This window comes from Ochrobactrum sp. 19YEA23 (assembly GCF_029909865.1).
GTDB classification, from domain to species: Bacteria; Pseudomonadota; Alphaproteobacteria; order Rhizobiales; family Rhizobiaceae; genus Brucella; species Brucella gambitense.
Window position 1 is genome coordinate 861,385 of the sequence record NZ_JASAMQ010000001.1, and the last position, 22,290, is coordinate 883,674.

Consider the following 22,290-nt stretch of genomic DNA (forward strand, 5'->3'; position numbering starts at 1 on the left):
ATTGGCAAGGCCAGCCAAACAGCATTACGACGGCATATGATAGTCGAGGAAGCGATCCTGGCGCACGTCAAACAGCTTGCCCGTGACGTCGAGCGCCGGATCGGCAAGCTTGACGATCTTTTCGGCCACTTCCTGCGGTGTCGGCAGGGTGTCCGGGTCTTCGCCGGGCATGGCCTGTGCGCGCATGGCCGTGCGGGTTGCGCCGGGATTGACCGAATTGATGTTCAGGGCCATCTGCTTGGTCTCTTCAGCCCAGCTGCGGGCCATGACCTCGACAGCCGCCTTGGAGGCAGCATAGGGACCCCAGAAGGCGCGGCAGCTATGCGCAACGCCGGATGAAAGCAGAATGGCGCGTCCGGCATCGGAAAGACGCAGCAACGGGTCTGTCGAGCGGATCAGACGCCAGACGCTTGTCACGTTGACATTCATGACCTTTTCAAAGGTCTTTGCTTCCACATGACCGATCGGCGAGATGGTGCCCAGCACGCCCGCATTGGCGACCATGATATCGAGCTTGCCCCAACGCTCGTGGATCGAGCCGCCGAGACGGTCGATGGCTTCCATATCGGTGATGTCGAGCGGCACCAAAGTCGCGTTGCCGCCGAGCTTGCGAATATCGTCGTCCAGCTCTTCAAGCCCGCCGACGGTGCGCGCAACGGCGATCACATGCGCGCCGCGTTTTGCCAGTTCCAGTGAAAGAAAATACCCGATGCCGCGCGATGCGCCCGTTACCAAGGCCAGCCGGCCCGTAAGGTCGATTGTCATTCCGTCCCCAATGACTTTTTATGTGAAGGATTGGAGCGGCCCGCAGGCCGCCCAGTTCGCGAATTTGCGTTAGCCGTTGCTGGCCAGCAGCGACAGCGTGTGGATGTTGCTTTCGCCTTCCTGATCGAGAAGGCGGGTCGGGTAATCGCCCGTGAAATAGTGATCCGTGAAGGCAGGTGCGTTCGGGTCACGCGGCTTACCGCCGACTGCCTTGTAGAGACCGTCGATAGACAGGAAGGCCAGCGAATCCGCGCCGATATAACGGCACATGGATTCCAGATCTTCATGCTGGTTGGCGAGAAGCTTGTCGGCATGCGGCGTGTCGATGCCGTAGAAATCCGGATGATAGATCATCGGGCTTGCCACGCGCATATGCACTTCCTTCGCGCCGGCATCGCGCATCATCTGCACGATCTTGACCGAAGTGGTGCCGCGCACGATGGAATCATCCACCAGCACAACACGCTTGCCTTCGATCATGGCGCGATTGGCCGAGTGTTTCAGCTTCACACCCAAGGCGCGAATCTGCTGGGTCGGCTCGATGAAGGTGCGCCCGACATAATGGTTGCGGATGATGCCATATTCGAACGGAATGCCGCTTGCCTGCGCAAAGCCGAGCGCCGCAGGCGTGCCGCCATCGGGCACCGGCACGATGACATCGGCTTCGACACCGGCCTCACCAGCCAGTTCGATGCCCATATTCTTGCGTGCGACATAGACGCTGCGTCCGCCGACAACCGAATCCGGACGGGCGAAATAGACATATTCGAACAGGCACAGACGTTCCGGCTGCGGGTTTTCCGCCTTGATGGACTGGGTGGTGATCGAGCCGTCCTGCTGGATTTCGCAGACAATCACTTCGCCATTTTCAACGTCGCGAATGTATTTCGCACCGATAATGTCGAGGGCGCAGGTTTCCGAACAGAAGATCGGCTTGCCATCCAGTTCGCCCATGACGAGTGGACGAATGCCGATGCTGTCGCGTGCGGCGATCAGCTTGGTGCGGGTCAGCGCCAGCATGGCGTAGCCGCCTTCAACCTGACGGATCGCATCCACGAAACGGTCGGAAGACGAGGCGAAACGCGAACGGGCGATCATATGCAAAACGACTTCCGTATCGGAAGTCGCCTGAAAGATCGCGCCTGAAGCGATGAGCTGTTTGCGCAGCGAGATGCCATTGGTGAAATTGCCGTTATGGGCAATCGCAATGCCGCCGACTTCCAGTTCCGCGAAAAGCGGCTGCACATTGCGCAGGATCGTTTCGCCGGTCGTGGAATAGCGCACATGGCCGATGGCGCGGTCGCCGGGCAGGCGGTTCAGCGTGGCGGCGTCGGTGAAATGATCCCCGACGAGGCCCATATGGCGTTCGGAGTGGAAGCGGCGATTGTGATAAGACACAATACCTGCGGCTTCCTGCCCGCGATGCTGAAGGGCGTGCAGACCGAGCGCTGTCAGCGCCGCGGCGTCCTCATGACCCAAAATGCCGAATACACCACACTCTTCATGCAGGGTGTCGTCATCCAGCATAAAGGAAGTCTCATCATGCGATTGTTGGAACATTGTCCGCAAGGCCTTTCGATTGCGGGTTGTTAAAAACAACATTTACATGAAAGGACGCTGTTTTGAAAGCGATCCCTTGAACCCGCGTCAGTTAAGCTGATCATATAGGCCTTCATTGGGGCCAAAAACAGATGAAACCGGCACAAGCCGGTTTCAATTTTTCACATCAGATTCTGATTATTGCTGCGCTGGCGCGTCATCCGGAACAGGCGCTTCTTCCTGATCGCCGGTGGCCGGTGCGTTGCGCTGCGGCTTGAATTTTTCAACCATCGATTCAGGGTCGGCAGGCAGGAGATTGCGCAGTTGTTCGCCGAAGGAATCGAGCATCGGCTTCGATTTCGCATTGGTGATCCAGGCAGGCTGGTTATCCGGCACCGCCCAGTTGAAGAACAGCATGGCGACCACCATCAGCAGAACACCGCGTGCCGCGCCGAACAGGAAGCCCAGCGTGCGGTCAAGCGCGCCGATGCGGCTGTCGATGATGAAATCCGCGATCTTCATGGTGATCAGCGAAACGATGATCAGCACCACGAGGAAAACCGCAGCCATGGCGGCGATCATCGCAAGAGTTTCGTTGTTGATATAGGGCTTTATGTAGGGCAGCACCGGCTTATAGAATAGGAAAGCGGCAGCTGCTGCCGCAGCCCAGGATACGAGCGACAGTACTTCGCGGGAAAAACCGCGCACCATCGCCAGAACCGCTGATACCAGCGTTATCCCGAGTAGAATTCCATCAAGCATGGTTATGGGCATTCTGGCCTGTCCTTAGTTTTTCGCGCAAGCGTTCCGGTGCGCAGGGCAGTCAAAGACGCGGAAGCTTACCACTGGAAGGTTGACAGAATCTTCCAGCTTCACATTCCCGATTATTACTTCTTTCCGGCACCCGATGCTGCAATGCGCGCAACGAGGTCGGGCAGGGCGGCTGTTTCCATAAGACGGAAGCTGCGATCTTTCCAGAGTTCGCCGCTGCCGCTTGGCACTTCCGCCTGCCGGAAGCCGAGTTTCTCCGCTTCCTTCAATCTCTGTACTGCATGCGTCACCGCACGAACAGCACCGGAAAGGCTGATTTCGCCGAAATAAACACAATCTGGCGGAAGGGCAATACCGGCCATGGAGGAAACGAGCGCCGAAGCAACGGCAATATCGGCAGCCGGTTCGCTGATCCGGTAGCCGCCCGCAACATTCAGATAGACGTCATGCTGCCCAAAACGGACCCCGCAATGCGATTCCAGCACGGCGAGGATCATGGCGAGACGCCCGCCATCCCAGCCCACCACAGCGCGGCGCGGCGTGCCGAGAGAGGAGGGGGCGACAAGGGCCTGAATTTCCACCAGAACCGGGCGCGTGCCTTCCATGCCGGCGAAAACCGCTGCTCCAGGCGCCTTTTCGTTGCGTTCGCCAAGGAAAAGCTCGGACGGATTGGACACTTCGCGCAAGCCGCCATCGGACATTTCGAAAACGCCGATTTCATCGGTGGGGCCGAAGCGGTTTTTCACCGTGCGCAGGATGCGGTAATGATGCCCGCCTTCGCCTTCGAAATAGAGAACGCCATCGACCATATGCTCAACCACGCGCGGACCGGCAATCTGGCCGTCCTTGGTGACATGGCCGACCAGCACCACCGCAGCGCCTGTCTGCTTGGCGTAACGGATCATCGCTTGCGCCGAGGATCGCACCTGCGTAACCGTGCCGGGTGCCGAATCCGCCATATCGGTCCACAAGGTCTGGATCGAATCGATGATGACGAGATCGGGGCGTTTGCCATCGGAAATGGTGGCGATGATGTCTTCGACATTGGTTTCGGCGGCAAGCTCCACTGCCGACGTGGCGACGCCAAGACGCTGCGCCCGCAGGCGGATCTGCGCGACGGCTTCTTCGCCCGAAACATAGACGATGCGGTGGCCGCGATTGGCAAGAGCTGCTGCGGCCTGCGTCAGAAGTGTGGATTTGCCGATGCCGGGATCGCCGCCGATCAGCAGCGCCGAACCGCGCACGAAACCGCCGCCGGTCACCCGGTCGAGTTCGCTGATGCCGGAAATAATGCGCGGGGCATCTTCAATGTCGCCGGAAAGTGAGGTCAGCGCCACGGCGCGACCCTTGCGCTTCGACAACATGGCGCCCGGACCGGAACCGATGCCGCTATTGGTGCCTTCCTCGACGAGCGTGTTCCACTCGCCGCAGGAATCGCACTTGCCCGCCCAGCGCGTATGCACTGTGCCGCAATTCTGGCAGATAAACTGAATGCGCGCCTTGGCCATCAGAGACGCGCCTTATTCGAAGAGATATTATTCATACTGTTCGGGAAGATAGGAACCCTCGGCCAGATCTGCAAATCGCGTGAATTCAGACTGGAAGGCGAGCTTGACCGTTCCGGTCGGTCCGTGACGCTGCTTGGCGATGATGACATCGGCCGTGCCGCGCACTTTTTCGAAATGCTGCTTCCATTCTTCGTATTTCGGGTCGAACTCGTCGCGTGGCTCAAGGTTCTTGACGTAATATTCCTCGCGGAACACGAACAGCACCACGTCGGCGTCCTGCTCGATCGAACCCGATTCACGAAGATCGGAGAGCTGCGGGCGCTTGTCGTCGCGGCTTTCCACCTGACGCGAGAGCTGTGAAAGCGCGATGATCGGAACGTTCAGTTCCTTGCCGAGCGCCTTCAGGCCGGTGGTGATTTCGGTGATTTCCTGCACGCGGTTCTGTGCCGAGGCCTTCGACGAGCCGGTCATCAGCTGTACGTAGTCGATCACCAGAACATCAAGGCCGCGCTGGCGCTTGAGACGACGGGCGCGGGCGGCCAGCTGCGCGATGGAAATACCACCGGTCTGGTCGATATAAAGCGGGATTTTCTGCATTACCTGCGAACAGGCGACCAGCTTTTCGAAATCGGTCTCGGTGATATCACCACGGCGGATTTTCGAGGACGATACTTCCGTCTGCTCGGAAATGATACGGGTGGCGAGCTGTTCTGCCGACATTTCGAGCGAGAAGAAGCCGACGACGCCGCCATTCTTGGCTTTTACCGTTCCATCGGCCTGCTGGTCCGGTTCATAGGAATTGGCGATGTTGAAGGCGATATTGGTGGCGAGCGAGGTTTTACCCATGCCCGGACGTCCGGCGAGGATGATCAAGTCGGAAGGCTGCAAGCCGCCCATTTTGCCGTCCAGCGTATGAATGCCGGTCGAAACGCCGGACAGGTGGCCATCGCGCATGAAAGCGGCATTGGCCATGTCCACGGCAGTGGTCACGGCATCCTTGAACGGCAGGAAGCCGCCATCGTAACGGCCGGTTTCGGCCAGTTCGAACAGGCGGCGTTCGGCGTCCTCGATCTGCTCCTGCGGTGCGTTGTCGACCGCTGCGTCATAGGCGACATTGACCATGTCCTCGCCGATCCCGATCAGCGCGCGGCGGGTCGCCAGATCGTAGATCGCGCGGCCATAATCCGCAGCATTGATGATGGTCACGGCCTCGGTGGCAAGGCGCGTGACATATTGGAATATGGAAAGATCGCCCACCTTGCCGTCAGGCAGGAAGGTCTTCATCGTGACCGGGTTGGCCATCTTGCCGACGCGGATAAGATCGGTGGTGATCTCGTAAATACGGCGATGCAGCGGCTCGAAGAAATGGGTCGGCTTCAGGAAGTCCGATATGCGGTAAAAGGCATCGTTGTTGATCAGGATTGCGCCCAGCAATGCCTGTTCCGCTTCGATATTGTGTGGTGCTTCCCGATAGAGTGCGTCTTTCTGATCGCGCACATCCTCGAGTTTGCGTACCGCCGCTTCCGCCATGATTCTTGATCCTGTCCCTGATGCTGCCAGCTAACCGTCATGTGATGCCAAACGCAACGCGGCTTCGGATGATTCCTGCTGGAAGGGATAAGCTATACCATGATTCACACTGATTCACAGTTTGCGCCTGCGCATGGACGCTATGTTCTTGACGGGCGTTGCCGTGATGAACGGTGGATATTACTCTGCCTCTATCTCTGAAATTAATCTGCCCCGGATAATGTGTGATTCCGGCGGCAGGCTCCTCACGCAAAGGTTCATTCATGCGGCATCGTCTGATCGCGGCCGGGCTTTCCTGCCTGGCCTATCTCGCTTCGTTTACGGCACCGGCTGCTGCGGCTGAACCGATCAAGGTCAAGGTCTTCATCGCGGCCATGTTCGAGATCGGGCAGAACAGCGGTGACCGCGCTGGCGAGTTTCAATGGTGGTATGAGCGCTATTGGAAGGACGCCAAGCCTATTGAAGTGAAGGGCGCGCTGAAGCCGGTCTATTGTAATGACGACGGTGTGTGCGGCTCGGTGCTGGGTATGGGCAAGGTCAATTCATCCTCCAGCATGCAGGCCATTCTGCTCGATCCCGCCTTCGATTTTTCGAAGAGCTACTATATTCTGTCGGGCGTGGGTGGCACGCCGCCATCGCGTGGCACCATCGGTGATGTCAGCTGGGCGACATGGCTGGTCGATTACGATCTCGGCCATCGCTGGGCCCCGGAAGAAGGCAAAGCCGGCGAGCCGGTTTTCATGCCGCGCAAGGGCTATGAGGACTATCGGGTCTTCAAGCTCAACCCCGATCTGATCGCCGCTGCCATGCACCTTGGCTCGAAGGTGGAGCTGCGCGATTCGCAGGAAGCCCAGAACTACCGCATGCGGTATCCCGACAAGGCCGCACAGGCCAAGCCGTCGCTGAAGAGCGGCACGCATATGACTGGCGATACGTTCTTTCATGGACCCGGCCTGTCGAAAGAGGCGCAGTACATTGCGCATCTTTACGGTGCCGATGATTATCTCGTGACTGAAATGGAAGCGGCAGCGATCACGCTGGTCATCAAGCGCCAGTTCGGCACGGATCGTATTGCCAGCCTGCGCGGCGCGGTGAATTTCGATCAGGGTAACCCGAACGAAACCACCTTGCAGCATCTTGATCCCGCGCCGGGCCAGACGGCAGGCGGTTTCGCTGAGACGGTGCAGAACATCTATCTCGTCGGTTCACCACTGGTTGATGATATTGTCGCCCATTGGGACAAGTGGGAGGCCGGAGTGCCGAAGGCCGACTAAAAGCATAGACTCGTGCCGAAGGTCGACTAAGAACATTGGCCCGTGCCAAAAGCTCAATAGAGATCGTGGAATGAAAAAGGGCTGCCGGAGACGGCAGCCCTTTTTAATGGTGTGAACCGGCACTTGCTGGATCAGGCATTCATGCTTTTCTTGACGGCGCGGGCCTCGCTATTGGCCCCCTTTGGTGCGCTGTCGAGCCGCTTCAGGCGCTTTTCTTCCGCTTCGATATAGTTGCGCGTCAGCGGAACGGATTCCTGCCGGTGCGCAATCTGGATGTGGAAAACCATCATGTTCTGCCAGCGGAACGCGCTTTCCGATGCGGCGAGATAAAACTCCCACATGCGGCAGAAGCGTTCGTCATAAAGCGCCTTGGCCTGCGCGCGATTGGCCATGAAGGCCTCACGCCAGGCCTTGAGCGTTTCCGCATAATGCAGCCGCAGGATTTCGATGTCGGTGACATAGAGCCCGGCCTTTTCGATATGCGGCAACACTTCCGACAAAGCAGGGATATAGCCACCCGGGAAGATATATTTGCGGATGAACGGATTGGTCGCGCCCGGCCCGTCTGCACGCCCGATGGCATGCAGCAGGAATACGCCGTCCGGCTTCATCAGTCGCGCCACATGCTGGAAATATTCCGCAAAATGGCCGACGCCGACATGCTCGAACATGCCGACAGAAACCAGCCGGTCGAACTTGTCATCGATGTTGCGATAATCGGTCAGCTCGAACTTGGCCCGATCCGAAAGCCCTTCATCCGTGGCGCGCTGATTGGCAATACCGTGCTGTTCTTCCGACAAGGTCACGCCTGTCACATTGGCCTTGAGATGGCGGGCAAGATAAAGCCCCATGCCGCCCCAGCCGCAGCCGATATCGAGCACTTTGTGGCCTTCCTTCACCAGCAATTTCGCCGCGATATGACGCTTTTTTGCGAGCTGCGCCTCGGCAAGCGTTGCATTTGGTGTTTCGAAATAGGCGCAGGAATATTGCTTGTCCGGATCGAGAAACAGGTCGTAAAGCTCGCCGGATAGGTCGTAATGGCTTTTGATATTGTCGGACGAACGCGCAATCGTGTTCATCTGCTGGAAGCGGCGGAACAGAATGCGCAGCTTTGCCAGCGCCTTCATCCACGGCTCAGTCGCGGCGGTTGGCCCGGTATTTTCGAATACGATCTGGAGCAGCGTGTAAATATCACCGTCCAGAAAATCGATCTCGCCGTCCATGAAACATTCGGCGAGTTTCAGTTCGGGGTCGAGCGCTACGGCGCGCTCGGCGTGCTTCGTCTTGAAGTGTATATGAACCGGCACACCGGTCTTGTCGCCATACTGTGAACGCGCACCACTAGAATCGGTGACCGTCAGGTCTCCGGCTTTAATCATATGCGAAAGAACAGTACGCATCATTCCATACATCGGCCCCATCTCCTTTTATGGATGAGGCAGGCGTAGCATCCATGCGGTTGCATGGCAGGCGGCTTGTGTATCCTCGGTCAGAGCCACACTGTCATTAGATTTTCAGGCAGTGGTCCATCAGGTCTACCGGCCTTGGGAACGCTGTCTTAAGCAACGCGGACGTTTCCGTCTGCACCCTCTCCAATACATTACCAAGGAGAAGAATAGGCAGTTTTCCCGTTCTGGAAAGAGAAAATGCCCGGCGGAGGCCGCCGGGCATGATCATTTAAAGTTTACCACCATTGGAATGCCTGCTGACAAAGCTGGCTTTTCCGGAGGTAAGTGTAACAATTAAGCCTGGTCTTCAGCTTCTTCGTCTTCGTCGAAGATTTCTTCGGCAAGCGGAGCTTCTTCGATGCCGTAGATGGCTTCGATCGAGGTGAGGTCTTCACCCTTTGCCTGACGTTCAGCTTCTTCGTTCGAACGAGCGATGTTGACGGTCACTTCAACCTGAACTTCCGGATGCAGCGAAATCGAAACTTCGTGCAGGCCGATCGTCTTGATCGGATGGTTCAGTTCAACCTGGTTGCGGTGCAGGGTGAAGCCGTTTGCAGTGATGATGTCGGCGATGTCGCGGGTCGAAACCGAACCGTAGAGCTGGCCGGTTTCACCAGCCGAACGCACAACGATGAAGCTCTGGCCGCTGAGCTTTTCAGCAACGGCGCTTGCTTCGTTCTTGCGTTCCAGGTTCTGGGCTTCGAGCTGAGCGCGCTGGCCTTCGAACTTCTTCTTGTTGGCTTCGTTGGCACGAAGAGCCTTGCCCTGCGGGAGCAGGAAGTTACGGGCATAGCCGTCCTTGACCTTGACGGTTTCGCCCATCTGGCCGAGGCGGCCAATACGTTCCAGAAGAATGACTTCCATTGGAGTTTCCTTTCGAGTGTTTGATTCGGGTTACTGTTGTTTATCGGTGCTCTTGTCACTGCCCGGAATTTTCGAGATCGGCGCGCCGCGCGACGTATCGAAAAGGCCGACCACCATGAAGACGAAGAGCAGGAATGCGAAGAGAATGATTGCAAGATAGGCAAACCACAGCGCCACCGGACGCCATACCTTGCCGCGTGTGCGCATATGCATGATGGCGAGACCTGCCATCATGAAGCCTGCGCCGAGTGCGCCCACCACCACGGTCGCCACCAGACCGGCGCCGCCGGAGAAGAAGGCGACTGCAAGCGCGATTGCGAAAACGATCAGCGCCGGGCGCGGCATGCGCAGCGTTGCGGGCCAATCGTCACGCGGACGGCGCAGACGGCCCGACATGGCGGTCAGGCGCAGCGCCAGATAGAGATTGCCGACCAGAATGGCGAGGCAGGTGGCAGGCTGGATCGCCGGAAGGGCAAACATCAGCAGCGCCGACATCGTGTTGCGCATTTCATCGCTGGCGGTGAATTGCGGGTCGGCTTCCGCAACGCGGTCGATAACCGCATTGGCCAGTTCTCGCGCCATATCCGGGCCGAAGCCGAGAATTGCGCCGATGACGACAAAGGAGACCGCAACCATCAGGGCGAGGCGGAATATAATATCCGACAGCGGATACCAGACCATCACGTCCTTCGGTCCGCCCAGTTCTTCGGCGGGTCGTGCAAGGCCGGACAGATACGCGCCGATGGCCGCAGGGATATAGCTCGTCAGCGCCATCAGGAGGGCGGCCATCGGAACGGCAAAAACGCCGACAGCGACGGTTGCGACGGCTGCTGCAACGATACCGGCGGTGGAACCCCAGCCGAGTGCTGCAACGAAAATCGGAAGCGGTGTCAGGAAATACAGAACCATCGCCATGCCCGACTGGACAATGACGCCGGACGACATCAATGCCGAGGCAAGCCCCGCCAATATGCCGACACCAACTATGGTTCCGTTGAATTTCATCAGTCTCGCTGTCCTGCTCCGGCTATTCCGGTTTTGCAGTTAGAGACGGCACGAGGGCTGCGTCTCAACTTGGGTTTTTAATACACTCCGTCGCGCCCATCGCGATGGAGGAAAGGGTTCGGGAGGCAAACTCTGAAGAGAATGCCTCCCGAAGAAGTCTTACTTCACAACGTAAGGCAGCAGGCCGAGGAAACGAGCGCGCTTGATCGCCTTGGCGAGTTCACGCTGCTTCTTCTGGCTGACAGCCGTAATACGGGAAGGAACGATCTTGCCGCGTTCGGAAATGTAACGCTGCAGAAGCTTGATGTCCTTGTAGTCGATCTTCGGTGCGTTTGCGCCGGAGAACGGGCACGTCTTGCGACGGCGATGGAAAGGACGGCGGGTCGGGATCTGATTGATATCAACCATGATTATGCTCCTTCACCAGCTTCGTTGTCGCGTGGGCGACGTGGGCCGCGATCACCGCGATCGCCACGATCACCGCGGTCGAAACCACCTTCACGGCGGCGCGGACGGTCATCACCATCACGCTCGCGACGGTCGTCGCGGCGGGTCAGCATAGCCGACTGGCCTTCTTCGTGTTCTTCAACGCGAATGGTCATGAAGCGCAGGACGTCTTCATTGATACGCATCTGACGTTCCATTTCAGCAACGGCAGCAGCCGGAGCGTCGATGTTCAGAAGCGTATAATACGCCTTACGGTTCTTGTTGATACGGTAGGTGAGGGGACGCAGACCCCAAGCTTCAACCTTACCGACCTTGCCGCCATTAGCTTCGAGGACACCCTTGTACTGTTCGACGAGAGCGTCGACCTGCTGCTGGGAAATGTCCTGGCGGGCAAGAAGCACATGTTCATAAAGAGCCATTGGCTTTGCCTTTCTTCGTTATATCACGCCGACACCAGCGGCTAAGCCCCTGCGACTTCTCTTTTGCCGGAAACCGGTGAAGAAAGGACGCGTACTTGAGACGGTCGAGAGCGGAGACACGGGAGGCAGAAGCACTTATGACTTCCAACGTACTATCCTGCTTTTAACGGCAAGAGCACACGGCCCTCCGTTCAGCCCCCAGCTGGTGCCGAGCAATGAACGGGCGGCTATTACGTGTTTTTCCCCTTGTTTGCAAGCGCGATATCCCCGAAAAACCGACAAATGCTTGACTTTTCGCCCAAGGCTAAGGCACATCGCGCCAAATTGTGCATTAATTGCAGGGCATGTCGGCGAAAACGGATACCGGTTTCGACATTATCATATGCTTAAAACCAGAATGAGGCATCAATGGCGGTAGCATTTACCTTTCCCGGACAGGGCAGCCAGGCGGTAGGCATGGGCAAGGCCCTGGCCGAACAGTTCGCGGAAGCGCGCGCCGTCTTTGACGAAGTGGACGCAGCGCTCGGCGAAAAGCTGTCCGCCACCATGTTCGAAGGCCCTGAAGACGTTTTGACGCTCACCGCCAATGCACAGCCTGCGCTGATGGCTGTTTCGATGGCCGTCCTGCGCGTCATGGAATCGCGTGGCTTCTCGCTGAAGGAAAAGGTTTCCTACGTGGCCGGTCACTCGCTGGGCGAATATTCGGCGCTTTGCGCAGCCGGTACGTTCTCGCTTGCCGACACGGCGCGTCTCCTGCGCATTCGCGGCAATGCGATGCAAAAGGCCGTTCCGGTTGGCGAAGGCGCGATGGCTGCCATCATCGGTCTGGAACATGGCGACGTTGAAGCGATCTGCACGGAAGCCAAGGCTTCCGGCTCTGTTCAGATCGCCAATGACAATGGCGGCGGCCAGCTGGTGATTTCGGGTTCCAAGGCTGCGGTCGAGCTGGCCGCTTCGCTTGCGTCCGAGAAGGGCGCGAAGCGCGCCATCATGCTGCCGGTTTCCGCACCCTTCCATTCGACCCTGATGGCTCCGGCTGCCGAAGCAATGCGCGAAGCGCTGGCCAGCGTCGAAAAGCACAATCCGGTTGTGCCGCTTATCGCCAATGTGCGTGCAGCGCCGGTGACGGACGCCAACGAAATTGCCGATCTGCTGGTCGAACAGGTAACGGGTCAGGTTCGCTGGCGCGAAACCGTGGAATGGTTTGCCGCCAATGGCGTGACTTCGCTTTATGAAGTAGGTTCGGGCAAGGTTCTGACCGGTCTGGCGCGCCGCATCTCCAAGGATGTGTCCGGCGCCGCCGTTGGTTCGGCTGAAGAAATCGAAGCAGCGATAGCGTCGTTATCTTGAAGTTCGCTCACCGTTGATATCGATCTCGGAGGCGAACTTCGAGATTAAAACGACGCTAGAAATATTTAGTTGCTAGTGTCCTTTCGTTTCTGAAATTCGTATTGATCTCGATATGGGCGGGATGCGAATTTCAGAAACGGGACACTAGCTGCTCTCAACGCTTAAAAGGGATTTCGCATGTTTGATCTGACTGGCCGCAAGGCTCTCGTAACCGGTGCGACCGGCGGTCTGGGTGAAGCGATTGCTCGCGCTCTCCATGCACAGGGCGCCATTGTCGGCCTGCACGGCACGCGCGAAGAAAAGCTGAAGGAACTGGCTGCCGAACTCGGCGACCGTACTTTCATCTTCCCGGCCAATCTGTCGGACCGCGAAGCCGTCAAGGCGCTCGGCCAGAAGGCTGAAGAAGAGCTGGGCGGCGTCGATATTCTGGTCAACAATGCCGGTATCACCCGCGACGGTCTGTTCGTGCGAATGAGCGACGAAGACTGGGATGCCGTTCTGAACGTCAATCTCACCTCGGTCTTCAACCTGACGCGTGAGCTGACCCATCCGATGATGCGCCGCCGCAACGGCCGCATCATCAACATCACCTCCATCGTTGGCGTGACCGGCAATCCGGGTCAGGCGAATTATTGCGCATCGAAGGCGGGCCTTATCGGCTTCTCCAAGTCGCTGGCGCAGGAAATCGCAAGCCGCAATGTGACGGTGAACTGCATTGCACCGGGCTTCATCGAATCGGCCATGACCGACAAGCTCAACGACAAGCAGAAAGAAGCGATCATGGCCAATATTCCCATGAAGCGCATGGGCGTGGGCGCAGATATCGCTGCTGCCGTGGTCTATCTGGCCAGCGATCAGGCCGGTTACGTGACGGGCCAGACGCTGCACATCAATGGCGGCATGGCCATGATCTAAGCGTCTGATCCAAAAGTCGCCATGCCGGTCTGCAAATGGCAATTTCTGCGCTTACCTAGGCTCACGTACCCAAAAGTACGCTGCGCTCCGGTTCTCGAAATCACCATTTTCGCCTCGGCCTGCCGCTTTTTGATTCAGACACAAACACCTGGCGACCCCTGTTTTATGGTATAAAATGCCTTAATACCGGGGGCGTGACAGGAAAAGGCGCTTTGCCTCGCCCAAGAAGCATGGTAATGCGCCCATCGAGAGTTGCGGTGTTTCTAATGGAAATGCCGCGATCCTGTTCCGAAAGGAATATCCACAGGATGACTGTCCGGGCGACATCGCTTGAAGCTGACAGGCATCTTATAACTTGATTACAATCCTGCATGCCGCTAACCAAGGCAGAGCAACAAACACACAGGTCGAGGTTCCGACATGAGCGATACCGCAGAGCGCGTCAAGAAAATCGTTGTTGAACATCTGGGCGTAGATGCCGACAAGGTCACGGAAGGCGCAAGCTTCATTGATGATCTCGGCGCAGACAGCCTCGACACCGTCGAGCTGGTCATGGCTTTCGAAGAAGAATTCGGCGTTGAAATTCCTGACGACGCTGCAGAAACGATCCTCACGGTCGGCGACGCCGTGAAGTTCATCGACAAGGCTTCTGCCTAATCAGAACAGAGTTGAGGGCTGGGCTCTTCGGATCCCGGCCCTGCCTGTATTCTGAGCTATAGTCTGACATTGCCGGATGCGGCGCCTTTGCAAAGAGGCCGCTCGCGTCCGGGAATGCCAGCAACTACAACGCACAGAGCCGTCCTTTGGACATGTCTGTGCGGGCCGTTTTCGGCAATTAAGTGAATTTGCCGGGATGCCAAGTGTCGTCCAAGTTTCGACTGGCTCCTGCGGCAGACTCCGATTTAACGATTGGAGCATCATCCCTTATATCAGGCCCGGACATTGCATCTGCCGGTGAAAGCCTGCGGGTCGATGCTCGTGACATAACAGTTTTAAGGGGTGGATATGAGGCGTGTCGTCATCACCGGTCTCGGTCTGGTGTCACCGCTTGCAAGCGGTGTGGAAGAGTCCTGGAAGCGGCTTCTGGCTGGCGAAAGCGGGGCTCGCCGCATCACGGAATTCGAGGTTGACGATCTGGCCTGCCAGATTGCCTGCCGCATTCCGGTAGGCGACGGTACCAACGGCACGTTCAATGCCGACCTCCATATGGAGCCCAAGGAACAGCGCAAGGTCGATCCGTTCATCGTCTATGCCGTCGGCGCTGCCGATCAGGCACTGGATGACGCGAACTGGCATCCCGAGAGCGATGAAGATCAGGTGCGCACCGGTGTTCTGATCGGTTCCGGCATTGGCGGCATCGAAGGCATCGTCGAAGCAGGCTACACGCTGCGCGACAAGGGCCCACGCCGTATTTCCCCGTTCTTCATTCCCGGCCGTCTGATCAATCTGGCTTCCGGCCATGTGTCGATCAAGCACAATCTGCGCGGCCCGAACCATTCGGTCGTCACTGCCTGCGCAACGGGCACGCACGCCATTGGCGATGCCGCGCGTCTGATCGCTTTCGGCGATGCCGATGTGATGGTTGCCGGTGGTACGGAATCGCCGGTCAGCCGCATTTCGCTGGCGGGCTTTGCGGCCTGCAAGGCGCTTTCCACCAAGCGCAACGACGATCCGACCGCCGCGTCGCGTCCTTATGACGACGACCGCGACGGTTTCGTCATGGGCGAAGGTGCTGGCGTCGTGGTTCTGGAAGAGCTTGAACACGCGCTGGCGCGTGGCGCGAAGATCTATGCCGAAGTGATCGGTTACGGCCTGTCGGGCGATGCCTATCACATCACGGCTCCGACCGAGAGCGGCGAAGGTGCCGAGCGCTGCATGGTTGCAGCTCTCAAGCGCGCTGAAATCACGCCGGACCAGATCGACTACATCAACGCCCATGGCACTTCGACCATGGCTGATACGATCGAGCTGGGCGCTGTCGAGCGCGTGGTCGGCGATGCGGCTTCGAAGATTTCCATGTCTTCGACCAAGTCGTCCATCGGCCATCTTCTGGGTGCTGCCGGTGCTGCCGAAGCGATTTTCTCGACGCTGGCCATTCGCGACAATGTTGCGCCTGCGACGCTCAATCTCGACAATCCGGCGGTTCAGACCAAGATCGATCTGGTGCCGCACAAGGCACGCGAACGCAAAATCGACGTGGCTCTGTCGAACTCCTTCGGATTCGGCGGAACCAACGCTTCGCTGGTGCTGCGTCGCTATTCCTGACCAGCTTTCCCAGCCGGAAAGTCAAAATCTAATAGGATTAAATAAAAACGCGGGGATTTCTCCGCGTTTTTGCCAAAATATAACCGGATGCGATATTTAAAATCTGCAACAGCGGTTAGGGTAAGCCTGTCTCCGGTGCTTCAAAGCTTCGAAGGCATGAATTGCGGAGAGCCGCTCGGGACAGATAGGTGACGCATCGTTGTGGCGCCGTCAGTCAAGGCTACAGGACCGAGGTGATGGAGTGAATTCAGAGGTAAAGCCCGGGGAGCAACCCGGAAACAACTCTGCCGAAGAGCAAGCGAAGGCCGCAAAGGCCGAAACGCCGTCGGAAGCGACTGCGGCGGCAAAGCCTTTTGTTCCCAAATCCGCGTCCGAAGCCCTGCGCCCCGAACCGGGCACACCGCCGCCGCGCAAGCGCTCGCGCCATGCGCGCAGCCAGATCGTCGTGTTCATGAATTTCATGCTGTCGCTGGTCGTGCTGGCATTGCTGGGTGCATCGGCGCTGTTCTATTTCGGCAAGATGCAATTCGACGGTCCGGGACCGCTGACGGACGCCACGACTTTCCTGGTCAAACGCGGCGCTGGCATTTCCGAAGTGACGAACAGCCTCGAAGCCCGCGACATCATCAGCGATGGACGCATTTTCCGGTTCGGCATCCGCGCCTATGGTCATGAGAACGACCTCAAGGCCGGTGAATACGCCATTCCGGCAGGCGCGACCATGCGCGACGTGATGAATATTCTCATCAGCGGCAAGTCGATCATGTATCCGCTGACGGTTCCAGAAGGGCTGACCGTCAAGCAGATTTTCGACCGGATTTCCGCCGACCCCATTCTGGTGGGCGATATGCCGAAGGATTTTCCGCCGGAAGGTTCGCTGTTCACCGACACGCTGCATTTCACGCGCGGCACCTCGCGTTCGGAAATCATCGACCGCATGATTGCTTCGCAGAAGAAGCTGGTTGGCGATATCTGGGCGAAGCGCGGCCCAGACCTGCCGGTCAGGGATATCAATCAATTCGTGACGCTTGCTTCCATCGTCGAGAAGGAAACGGGCATCGCATCCGAGCGTCCGCATGTTGCTTCGGTCTTCGTCAATCGTCTGAACAAGAACATGCGTCTGCAGTCTGACCCGACGATCATCTACGGCCTGTTCGGCGGCGCGGGCAAACCGTCCGACCGTCCGATCTTCAAGTCGGATATCGAAAAGCCAACGCCTTACAACACCTATGTCATCAATGGCTTGCCACCGACGCCGATTGCCAATCCGGGCAAGGCGGCACTTGAGGCGGTCGCCAATCCGCTCGACACGGAAGACCTGTATTTCGTGGCGGATGGCACTGGCGGGCATGTCTTCTCGAAGACTTTGCAGGAACACAACGCCAATGTTCGTAAGTGGCGCAATGTGGAACAGCAAAACAGCACTGGTACTGGCGCAAGCGGCCAGAATCCAGGCCAGAACAACGGTCAGAGCGCAGGGCAGTAAAAAGCTGCTGAAACGTATCTGTGCGAATTTTTCAGAGCCGGTTGCTGAATAGCGCCGGCTCTGTATGTTTGATTGAGTACGGTGTTTTCGCGTGGTGAGGCGAGGCGCTTTGAGTGAGTTTCGATGCATGGGCAGGCCAGTCGCTCCTGTGCACAGTTGAGGGGTACGGACGCATGGCGCTCCAGAGCATGACCGGATTTGCGCGCTACGCCGCGCAGCACGACGGCGCCAATGGCGAGGCGCGCATCGTTTGGGAAGTGCGCTCGGTCAACGGCAAGGGGCTTGATTTGCGCCTGCGTCTGCCGCAAGGGCTGGAAGCCGCCGAGCACCCGGTGCGGTCCATGCTGGCGCGCCATTTCTCCCGCGGTAATTTTCAGGCGAGCCTGAGCGTTGAGCGTGCCGACGAGCAGGCCAGTTTCGTGATCAATCACGCCATGCTGGCCGAGGTGCTGAAACTCGGTGCCGAATTGCAGGAAAAACACGGTCTGGCGCCTGCGAGCGTCGACGGCGTTCTGTCGCTGCGTGGGATGATCGATCAGGCGCAGGTTGCGGAAGATGACGATGCCCGCACCGGGCTGGAAGCGGCCATCGTGGCAGCCTTCGAAGGCGCGCTGAAAGCCATTGCCGAGGCGCGGGCGCAGGAAGGCAAGGCGCTTTTCACGATCCTGTCCGGCCATGTCGATACGATTGGCCGTCTGACGGAAGCGGCGCGTCAGGACCCGTCGCGGAGCACGGACGCCATCAAGGCGCGGCTCGCCGTGCAGGTTGTGCTGCTGCTCGACGGCCCGCGCGATCTGGATGAGGCCCGGCTTTATCAGGAAGCGGCCTTCCTCGCGACCAAGGCGGATATTCAGGAAGAGCTGGACCGGCTCGACACCCATGTCGCCTCCGCACATAAATTGCTCGCCGACGGCGGGCCTGTCGGGCGCAAGCTCGATTTTCTTTCACAGGAATTTAATCGTGAAGCGAATACACTGTGTTCCAAGTCGAACGCGGCGTCGATCACGGCCATCGGGCTGGAACTGAAAGCGGTCGTTGATCAGTTTCGCGAACAAGTACAGAATCTGGAGTAACAGTACATGGCCATCTCTTCAGTTGAAAATGGCGTCGCGCGCAGAGGCTTGATGGTGGTGATTTCGTCGCCATCGGGCGCTGGAAAATCCACCATTGCCCGGCTGTTGCTGGAAGACAAGAAGATGGACCTTTCGCTGTCGATCAGCGTGACGACGCGCCAGCGCCGTCCAAGCGAGATCGAAGGGGTGCATTATCACTTCAAGACCATTCGCGAATTCGAGCGTCTGCGCGACAATGACGAGTTGATCGAATGGGCGGAAGTGCACGGCAATTTCTACGGCACCTTGCGCGAAACCGCCGAGATTGCGCTGGCTGATGGTCAGGACATGCTGTTCGACATCGACTGGCAGGGCGCTGACCAGTTGCAGGCCAAGATGCCCGCCGATGTGGTGTCGATCTTCATTCTGCCACCGACGATGCGCGAATTGCAGCAGCGTCTCAATCGCCGTGCGGAAGACACGCCCGAAGTGATCGAGACGCGCTTGCAGAATGCCCGTTTTGAAATCCAGAAATGGGTGAAATACGATTATATCGTTATCAATGAGGACCTCGACCGCTCCTTTGCGGCGATCAAGGCGATCATTGAGGCCGAGCGTCTGCGTCGTGACCGCCGCCCCGGCCTGTTCGATTTCGTGACCGGCCTGCTCGAAGAAGAGCCAGGCGTCTGAGCCAACCCATTCATAATAAAACCGCCCTTGAGGCGGTTTTATTATGTTCAATGCCAAGGTTCAGCCCTGTCAGGCGAGACCGGCTATGGCGTCCAGACGGGCCTTGTGTTCCGGGCTGATGGTCAAGGCAGCTGCGGCGATATTCTGGCGCAGATGGGTTCTGCGCGATGTGCCGGGGATCAGCAGAATATTCGGGCTGCGTTGCAGCAGCCAGGCCAGAGCCACGCTTTGCGGCGTTTCGCCCATTTCTTCTGCGACCTCGTTCAATTCCTCCGTCTGCAACGGGTTGAAGCCGCCCAGCGGGAAGAAGGGGACGTAGGGGATACCGTCCTCGGCCAGATGGTCGATCATGGCCTCATCAGTTCGGTTCACCAGATTATAGAGGTTCTGCACGCAGACAATCGGGGCGATGTCGCTCGCTGTCTGGAGTTGCTTTGCATCGATATTGCTGATGCCGATATGGCCGAGCAGCCCCTCATCCTGCATCTGTCGCATGGCCTGCATGGGCGCGGCAACATCATCGTCAGGACCACCCATCCGCAGATTGACGATGGCGATCTGGTCAAGACCGAGGCGTTCGAGATTGTCTTCGACAGAACGGCGCAGGAAATCCGCATCGCGCTGCAAGATCCAGTTGCCCTTGTCGTCGCGCCGCGCGCCAATCTTGGTCACCAGCGTCAGCTCGGCGGGGTAGGGGTAAAGCGCCTCGCGAATGAGCCGGTTGGTCACATAGGGGCCGTAGAAATCGCTGGTGTCGATATGGTCGATACCGAGCGTCAAGGCTTCGCGAAGCACGGCGAGGGCTTCTTCGGGATCGCGGGGTTCTCCAAACGCATGCGACCCGGCAAGCTGCATCGCGCCGTAGCCCATCCTGTTGACGGAAATCGAGGTGCCGGGAAAGGTGAAGCGACCGGCTGCGGCTGCCGGGCTGCTTTGAATATCCGTTACAGGGGTGGCGGAAGAATGATTGCTCATCTGGATTCTCCTTTTTCCGGACTATGACTGATCGCATATACATTGATAACCGGGCTTGAAGCGGATAGCTTGTTCGCCATGGCGAACAATAGGCAGCTTCTTCCCCTTGATGACGTTTCGGTCTTTCTGGCGGTCGCCCGTTCGGGCGGCTTTCGCAATGCCGCGCGCTGGCTCGGCGTTTCGGCGTCCATGGTCAGCGAGACGGTCTCGCGGCTGGAGGAGAGGCTGGGCGTACCGCTGTTGATCCGCACCACGCGCAGCGTGCATCTGACGGAGGCGGGCAGCGCCCTTGTGGAGCGGCTTGGCCCTGTGATGGTCGAAGCGCGCGCTGCGCTTGACGAAGCGGCCAGTTCGCAGAACGAGGTGCGGGGTAGGCTGAAGCTGAATGTGCCCGGCGCAGTCATGTATGACATTCTGCCACCGCTGATCGACGGCTTTCTTGCCAAGCATCCGGACGTGCAGATCGAAGTGGTTGTGGATGATCGGCTCATTGATTTCAATGCCGTTGGCTGCGACGCTGGTATCCGTTATGGCGAGCATCTGGCGCAGGATATGATCGCAGTGCCCATCGGACCGCGCCAGCAATGGGGCGCGCTGATGGCTGCACCAAGCTACATAGAGAAACGAGGAATGCCGCAACATCCAGCCGACGTGCTGGAGCATGATTGTATCCGCATGCGTTTTATCAGCGGCGCGCTGACCGATTGGGAATTCGAGAAGGACGGCGAGATTGTCACGGTCGACCCGCGGGGGAGGCTGATCATCGGCACGACTGGCGTATGGGGCGCGTTCAATCTGGCGGTGGCGGGACATGGCCTGATCTACGGTTTCCGCAACTGGCTGGAACCCTATCAGCAGCGTGGCGAACTGGTGCCGGTGCTGTCCGACTGGTGGCCAGCCTTTGACGGGCCGCATCTCTATTTCTCCAGCCGGGTTATGCCGAAGCCATTGCGCGCCTTCATCGATTATGTGCGGGCTTTGCCTGAAGAATAGCGCATCCCGAAAAGTGTGAAACGGTTTTCGGATAAGATGCGCGTTAACATAAAGGACTGGAGCGCCGATCTGATCCAATCAGATCTGCGCTCCAGCCCCTTATCGCGCCCGCATTTCGCGGGGCGGGGTGCCGTAGGCGCGGCGATAATCGCGGCTGAACTGCGTCGGGCTTTCATAGCCGACGGCAAAAGCAACCGACGAAACCGGCACGGCGGTTTCGCTCAGCTGGCGGCGTGCTTCCAGAAGCCGCAGCGCCTTTTGATATTGCAGCGGCGTGGTGGCCATGACCGATTTGAAATGTTCGTGGAAGCTGGAAGGGCTCATTCCGGCAATATCCGCCAGTTCTTCCGTGCGGATCGGGTCGTTCCAGTGCTGCTTGATATGGGTGATCGCTTTTGCGATGCGGCTTGCCGGACTGCCCGGCTGGGCCAGCTGGCGCAACATCGCGCCATTACGGGTCAGAAGCACACGGAAATGCAGTTCCTTGCGGATCATCGGTTCGAGAACGCGGCGTTCGAGCGGCTTGTCGCGCAGGTCGAGCAGCCGCGTCATGGCGTCGGTTACGCCCGTATCGGCCCTGCCGGTGGCCACGGCTTCGCTTCGCGCCGCCGCGATCATATCAGGCTCAATCTCGCCCTGAAGCGCGCGCAAAATCTCCAGATCGATCCGACAGGCAAGGGCCACATAGGGCCTATCGGCGCCGGCTTCGACAATTCGCGCGCCTGTGATCAATTCGTGCGAGACTATCGCCGTCATGCCCGCATCGAAACGAACGGCCCTTTCGCCATGCAGAATTTCTTTGGCCCCCTGGAGGACCAGGCAAATCATCGGCTGATACATATCGGGCCGGATCTCCGATACGGCCGGTGAACATACCACCGTCACGCCTTCGATGCCTGTCGGTGCAGGATAAGGCCCCGCCGTAGTTTCCTGGGCGATTTCGATGCAGCGGGCTGCGAGATTTGAAGCATGTTCGGACATGGGAAAAGCATAG

General features: G+C 58.4%; 21 protein-coding genes. 9 read left to right on the forward strand and 12 right to left on the reverse strand.

Translation table 11 applies throughout. The features are described 5' to 3' along the window. Positions 1–24: 24 nt before the first annotated feature. From QBD01_RS03930 to QBD01_RS03950, 5 genes are all read right to left on the reverse strand, one after another. On the reverse strand, positions 25–765 hold the full coding sequence (locus QBD01_RS03930) for an SDR family NAD(P)-dependent oxidoreductase (protein WP_280991682.1): 741 nt from the start codon (positions 763–765) through the stop codon (positions 25–27). A gap of 69 nt (positions 766–834) precedes the next feature. Continuing rightward, a complete protein-coding gene (purF, locus tag QBD01_RS03935; RefSeq protein ID WP_280991683.1) occupies positions 835–2,325 on the reverse strand; it encodes an amidophosphoribosyltransferase in 1,491 nt (496 codons plus the stop codon). Positions 2,326–2,502: 177 nt separating this feature from the next. Next, positions 2,503–3,078, reverse strand: coding sequence for a CvpA family protein (locus tag QBD01_RS03940; RefSeq protein WP_182522605.1), 576 nt, complete (start codon positions 3,076–3,078; stop codon positions 2,503–2,505). A 113-nt stretch (positions 3,079–3,191) separates the two neighbouring features. Next, the gene (radA, locus tag QBD01_RS03945) at positions 3,192–4,583 is read right to left on the reverse strand and encodes a DNA repair protein RadA (RefSeq protein WP_109368472.1); all 1,392 of its coding nucleotides are present in this window, start codon (positions 4,581–4,583) and stop codon (positions 3,192–3,194) included. A 27-nt stretch (positions 4,584–4,610) separates the two neighbouring features. Further along, a complete protein-coding gene (locus tag QBD01_RS03950; RefSeq protein WP_280991684.1) occupies positions 4,611–6,113 on the reverse strand; it encodes a replicative DNA helicase in 1,503 nt (500 codons plus the stop codon). A gap of 263 nt (positions 6,114–6,376) precedes the next feature. Between QBD01_RS03950 and QBD01_RS03955 the strand changes: the two genes are divergently transcribed. Then, on the forward strand, positions 6,377–7,387 hold the full coding sequence (locus tag QBD01_RS03955; RefSeq protein ID WP_280991685.1) for a purine nucleoside permease: 1,011 nt from the start codon (positions 6,377–6,379) through the stop codon (positions 7,385–7,387). Positions 7,388–7,518: 131 nt separating this feature from the next. Here the strand turns inward: QBD01_RS03955 and QBD01_RS03960 are convergent, their stop codons facing one another. The 5 genes from QBD01_RS03960 to rpsF all read right to left on the reverse strand — a co-directional run bounded on the left by QBD01_RS03960 (position 7,519) and on the right by rpsF (position 11,570). Continuing rightward, positions 7,519–8,799, reverse strand: coding sequence for a cyclopropane-fatty-acyl-phospholipid synthase family protein (locus QBD01_RS03960; protein WP_280991686.1), 1,281 nt, complete (start codon positions 8,797–8,799; stop codon positions 7,519–7,521). 330 nt (positions 8,800–9,129) lie between these two features. After that, positions 9,130–9,699: a 50S ribosomal protein L9 gene (gene rplI / locus QBD01_RS03965; RefSeq protein ID WP_182522609.1), complete on the reverse strand. Its 570-nt coding sequence runs from the start codon at positions 9,697–9,699 to the stop codon at positions 9,130–9,132. 30 nt (positions 9,700–9,729) lie between these two features. Further along, complete coding sequence (locus tag QBD01_RS03970) at positions 9,730–10,704, reverse strand: DUF2232 domain-containing protein (protein WP_280991687.1); 975 nt, start codon at positions 10,702–10,704, stop codon at positions 9,730–9,732. A 159-nt stretch (positions 10,705–10,863) separates the two neighbouring features. Continuing rightward, positions 10,864–11,112, reverse strand: coding sequence for a 30S ribosomal protein S18 (gene rpsR / locus QBD01_RS03975; protein ID WP_006466219.1), 249 nt, complete (start codon positions 11,110–11,112; stop codon positions 10,864–10,866). Between the two features lie 2 nt (positions 11,113–11,114). After that, a complete protein-coding gene (gene rpsF, locus QBD01_RS03980; RefSeq protein WP_121537353.1) occupies positions 11,115–11,570 on the reverse strand; it encodes a 30S ribosomal protein S6 in 456 nt (151 codons plus the stop codon). A gap of 408 nt (positions 11,571–11,978) precedes the next feature. Between rpsF and fabD the strand changes: the two genes are divergently transcribed. From fabD to gmk, 7 genes are all read left to right on the forward strand, one after another. After that, positions 11,979–12,920: an ACP S-malonyltransferase gene (gene fabD, locus QBD01_RS03985; protein ID WP_280991688.1), complete on the forward strand. Its 942-nt coding sequence runs from the start codon at positions 11,979–11,981 to the stop codon at positions 12,918–12,920. A gap of 177 nt (positions 12,921–13,097) precedes the next feature. Beyond that, the gene (gene fabG / locus QBD01_RS03990) at positions 13,098–13,835 is read left to right on the forward strand and encodes a 3-oxoacyl-[acyl-carrier-protein] reductase (protein WP_078338058.1); all 738 of its coding nucleotides are present in this window, start codon (positions 13,098–13,100) and stop codon (positions 13,833–13,835) included. 420 nt (positions 13,836–14,255) lie between these two features. Further along, a complete protein-coding gene (locus tag QBD01_RS03995) occupies positions 14,256–14,492 on the forward strand; it encodes an acyl carrier protein (RefSeq protein WP_002963616.1) in 237 nt (78 codons plus the stop codon). Positions 14,493–14,840: 348 nt separating this feature from the next. Continuing rightward, complete coding sequence (gene fabF / locus QBD01_RS04000) at positions 14,841–16,100, forward strand: beta-ketoacyl-ACP synthase II (RefSeq protein WP_138786576.1); 1,260 nt, start codon at positions 14,841–14,843, stop codon at positions 16,098–16,100. 379 nt (positions 16,101–16,479) lie between these two features. Next, the gene (gene mltG / locus QBD01_RS04005) at positions 16,480–17,586 is read left to right on the forward strand and encodes an endolytic transglycosylase MltG (protein WP_392391319.1); all 1,107 of its coding nucleotides are present in this window, start codon (positions 16,480–16,482) and stop codon (positions 17,584–17,586) included. Positions 17,587–17,759: 173 nt separating this feature from the next. Next, positions 17,760–18,659 carry a YicC/YloC family endoribonuclease gene (locus QBD01_RS04010; protein ID WP_280992104.1) on the forward strand — a complete coding sequence of 300 codons (900 nt, stop codon included), beginning with the start codon at positions 17,760–17,762 and terminating at the stop codon, positions 18,657–18,659. Between the two features lie 6 nt (positions 18,660–18,665). After that, positions 18,666–19,328, forward strand: coding sequence for a guanylate kinase (gene gmk / locus QBD01_RS04015; protein WP_280991690.1), 663 nt, complete (start codon positions 18,666–18,668; stop codon positions 19,326–19,328). 69 nt (positions 19,329–19,397) lie between these two features. Here the strand turns inward: gmk and QBD01_RS04020 are convergent, their stop codons facing one another. Then, a complete protein-coding gene (locus QBD01_RS04020; protein WP_280991691.1) occupies positions 19,398–20,303 on the reverse strand; it encodes an oxidoreductase in 906 nt (301 codons plus the stop codon). Between the two features lie 78 nt (positions 20,304–20,381). Between QBD01_RS04020 and QBD01_RS04025 the strand changes: the two genes are divergently transcribed. Beyond that, on the forward strand, positions 20,382–21,296 hold the full coding sequence (locus QBD01_RS04025) for a LysR family transcriptional regulator (protein ID WP_280991692.1): 915 nt from the start codon (positions 20,382–20,384) through the stop codon (positions 21,294–21,296). A 99-nt stretch (positions 21,297–21,395) separates the two neighbouring features. On the opposite strand, the gene QBD01_RS04030 is transcribed toward QBD01_RS04025, so the two are convergent. Further along, positions 21,396–22,277, reverse strand: coding sequence for an AraC family transcriptional regulator (locus QBD01_RS04030; RefSeq protein WP_280991693.1), 882 nt, complete (start codon positions 22,275–22,277; stop codon positions 21,396–21,398). Positions 22,278–22,290: the final 13 nt, after the last annotated feature.

Excerpts from the sequence above, each read along its gene's own strand:
- gmk (WP_280991690.1), top strand. The coding sequence starts at position 18,666 with ATGGCCATCTCTTCAGTTGAAAATGGCGTCGCGCGCAGAGGCTTGATG.
- QBD01_RS03955 (WP_280991685.1), top strand. The coding sequence starts at position 6,377 with ATGCGGCATCGTCTGATCGCGGCCGGGCTTTCCTGCCTGGCCTATCTC.
- radA (WP_109368472.1), bottom strand. The coding sequence starts at position 4,583 with ATGGCCAAGGCGCGCATTCAGTTTATCTGCCAGAATTGCGGCACAGTG.
- QBD01_RS03970 (WP_280991687.1), bottom strand. The coding sequence starts at position 10,704 with ATGAAATTCAACGGAACCATAGTTGGTGTCGGCATATTGGCGGGGCTT.
- fabG (WP_078338058.1), top strand. The coding sequence starts at position 13,098 with ATGTTTGATCTGACTGGCCGCAAGGCTCTCGTAACCGGTGCGACCGGC.
- QBD01_RS04025 (WP_280991692.1), top strand. The coding sequence starts at position 20,382 with ATGGCGAACAATAGGCAGCTTCTTCCCCTTGATGACGTTTCGGTCTTT.
- rplI (WP_182522609.1), bottom strand. The coding sequence starts at position 9,699 with ATGGAAGTCATTCTTCTGGAACGTATTGGCCGCCTCGGCCAGATGGGC.
- QBD01_RS03930 (WP_280991682.1), bottom strand. The coding sequence starts at position 765 with ATGACAATCGACCTTACGGGCCGGCTGGCCTTGGTAACGGGCGCATCG.
- QBD01_RS03940 (WP_182522605.1), bottom strand. The coding sequence starts at position 3,078 with ATGCCCATAACCATGCTTGATGGAATTCTACTCGGGATAACGCTGGTA.
- QBD01_RS03950 (WP_280991684.1), bottom strand. The coding sequence starts at position 6,113 with ATGGCGGAAGCGGCGGTACGCAAACTCGAGGATGTGCGCGATCAGAAA.
- QBD01_RS04020 (WP_280991691.1), bottom strand. The coding sequence starts at position 20,303 with ATGAGCAATCATTCTTCCGCCACCCCTGTAACGGATATTCAAAGCAGC.
- QBD01_RS03995 (WP_002963616.1), top strand. The coding sequence starts at position 14,256 with ATGAGCGATACCGCAGAGCGCGTCAAGAAAATCGTTGTTGAACATCTG.
- QBD01_RS03960 (WP_280991686.1), bottom strand. The coding sequence starts at position 8,799 with ATGTATGGAATGATGCGTACTGTTCTTTCGCATATGATTAAAGCCGGA.
- purF (WP_280991683.1), bottom strand. The coding sequence starts at position 2,325 with ATGTTCCAACAATCGCATGATGAGACTTCCTTTATGCTGGATGACGAC.
- QBD01_RS04010 (WP_280992104.1), top strand. The coding sequence starts at position 17,760 with ATGGCGCTCCAGAGCATGACCGGATTTGCGCGCTACGCCGCGCAGCAC.
- fabD (WP_280991688.1), top strand. The coding sequence starts at position 11,979 with ATGGCGGTAGCATTTACCTTTCCCGGACAGGGCAGCCAGGCGGTAGGC.
- QBD01_RS04030 (WP_280991693.1), bottom strand. The coding sequence starts at position 22,277 with ATGTCCGAACATGCTTCAAATCTCGCAGCCCGCTGCATCGAAATCGCC.
- rpsR (WP_006466219.1), bottom strand. The coding sequence starts at position 11,112 with ATGGTTGATATCAATCAGATCCCGACCCGCCGTCCTTTCCATCGCCGT.
- fabF (WP_138786576.1), top strand. The coding sequence starts at position 14,841 with ATGAGGCGTGTCGTCATCACCGGTCTCGGTCTGGTGTCACCGCTTGCA.
- rpsF (WP_121537353.1), bottom strand. The coding sequence starts at position 11,570 with ATGGCTCTTTATGAACATGTGCTTCTTGCCCGCCAGGACATTTCCCAG.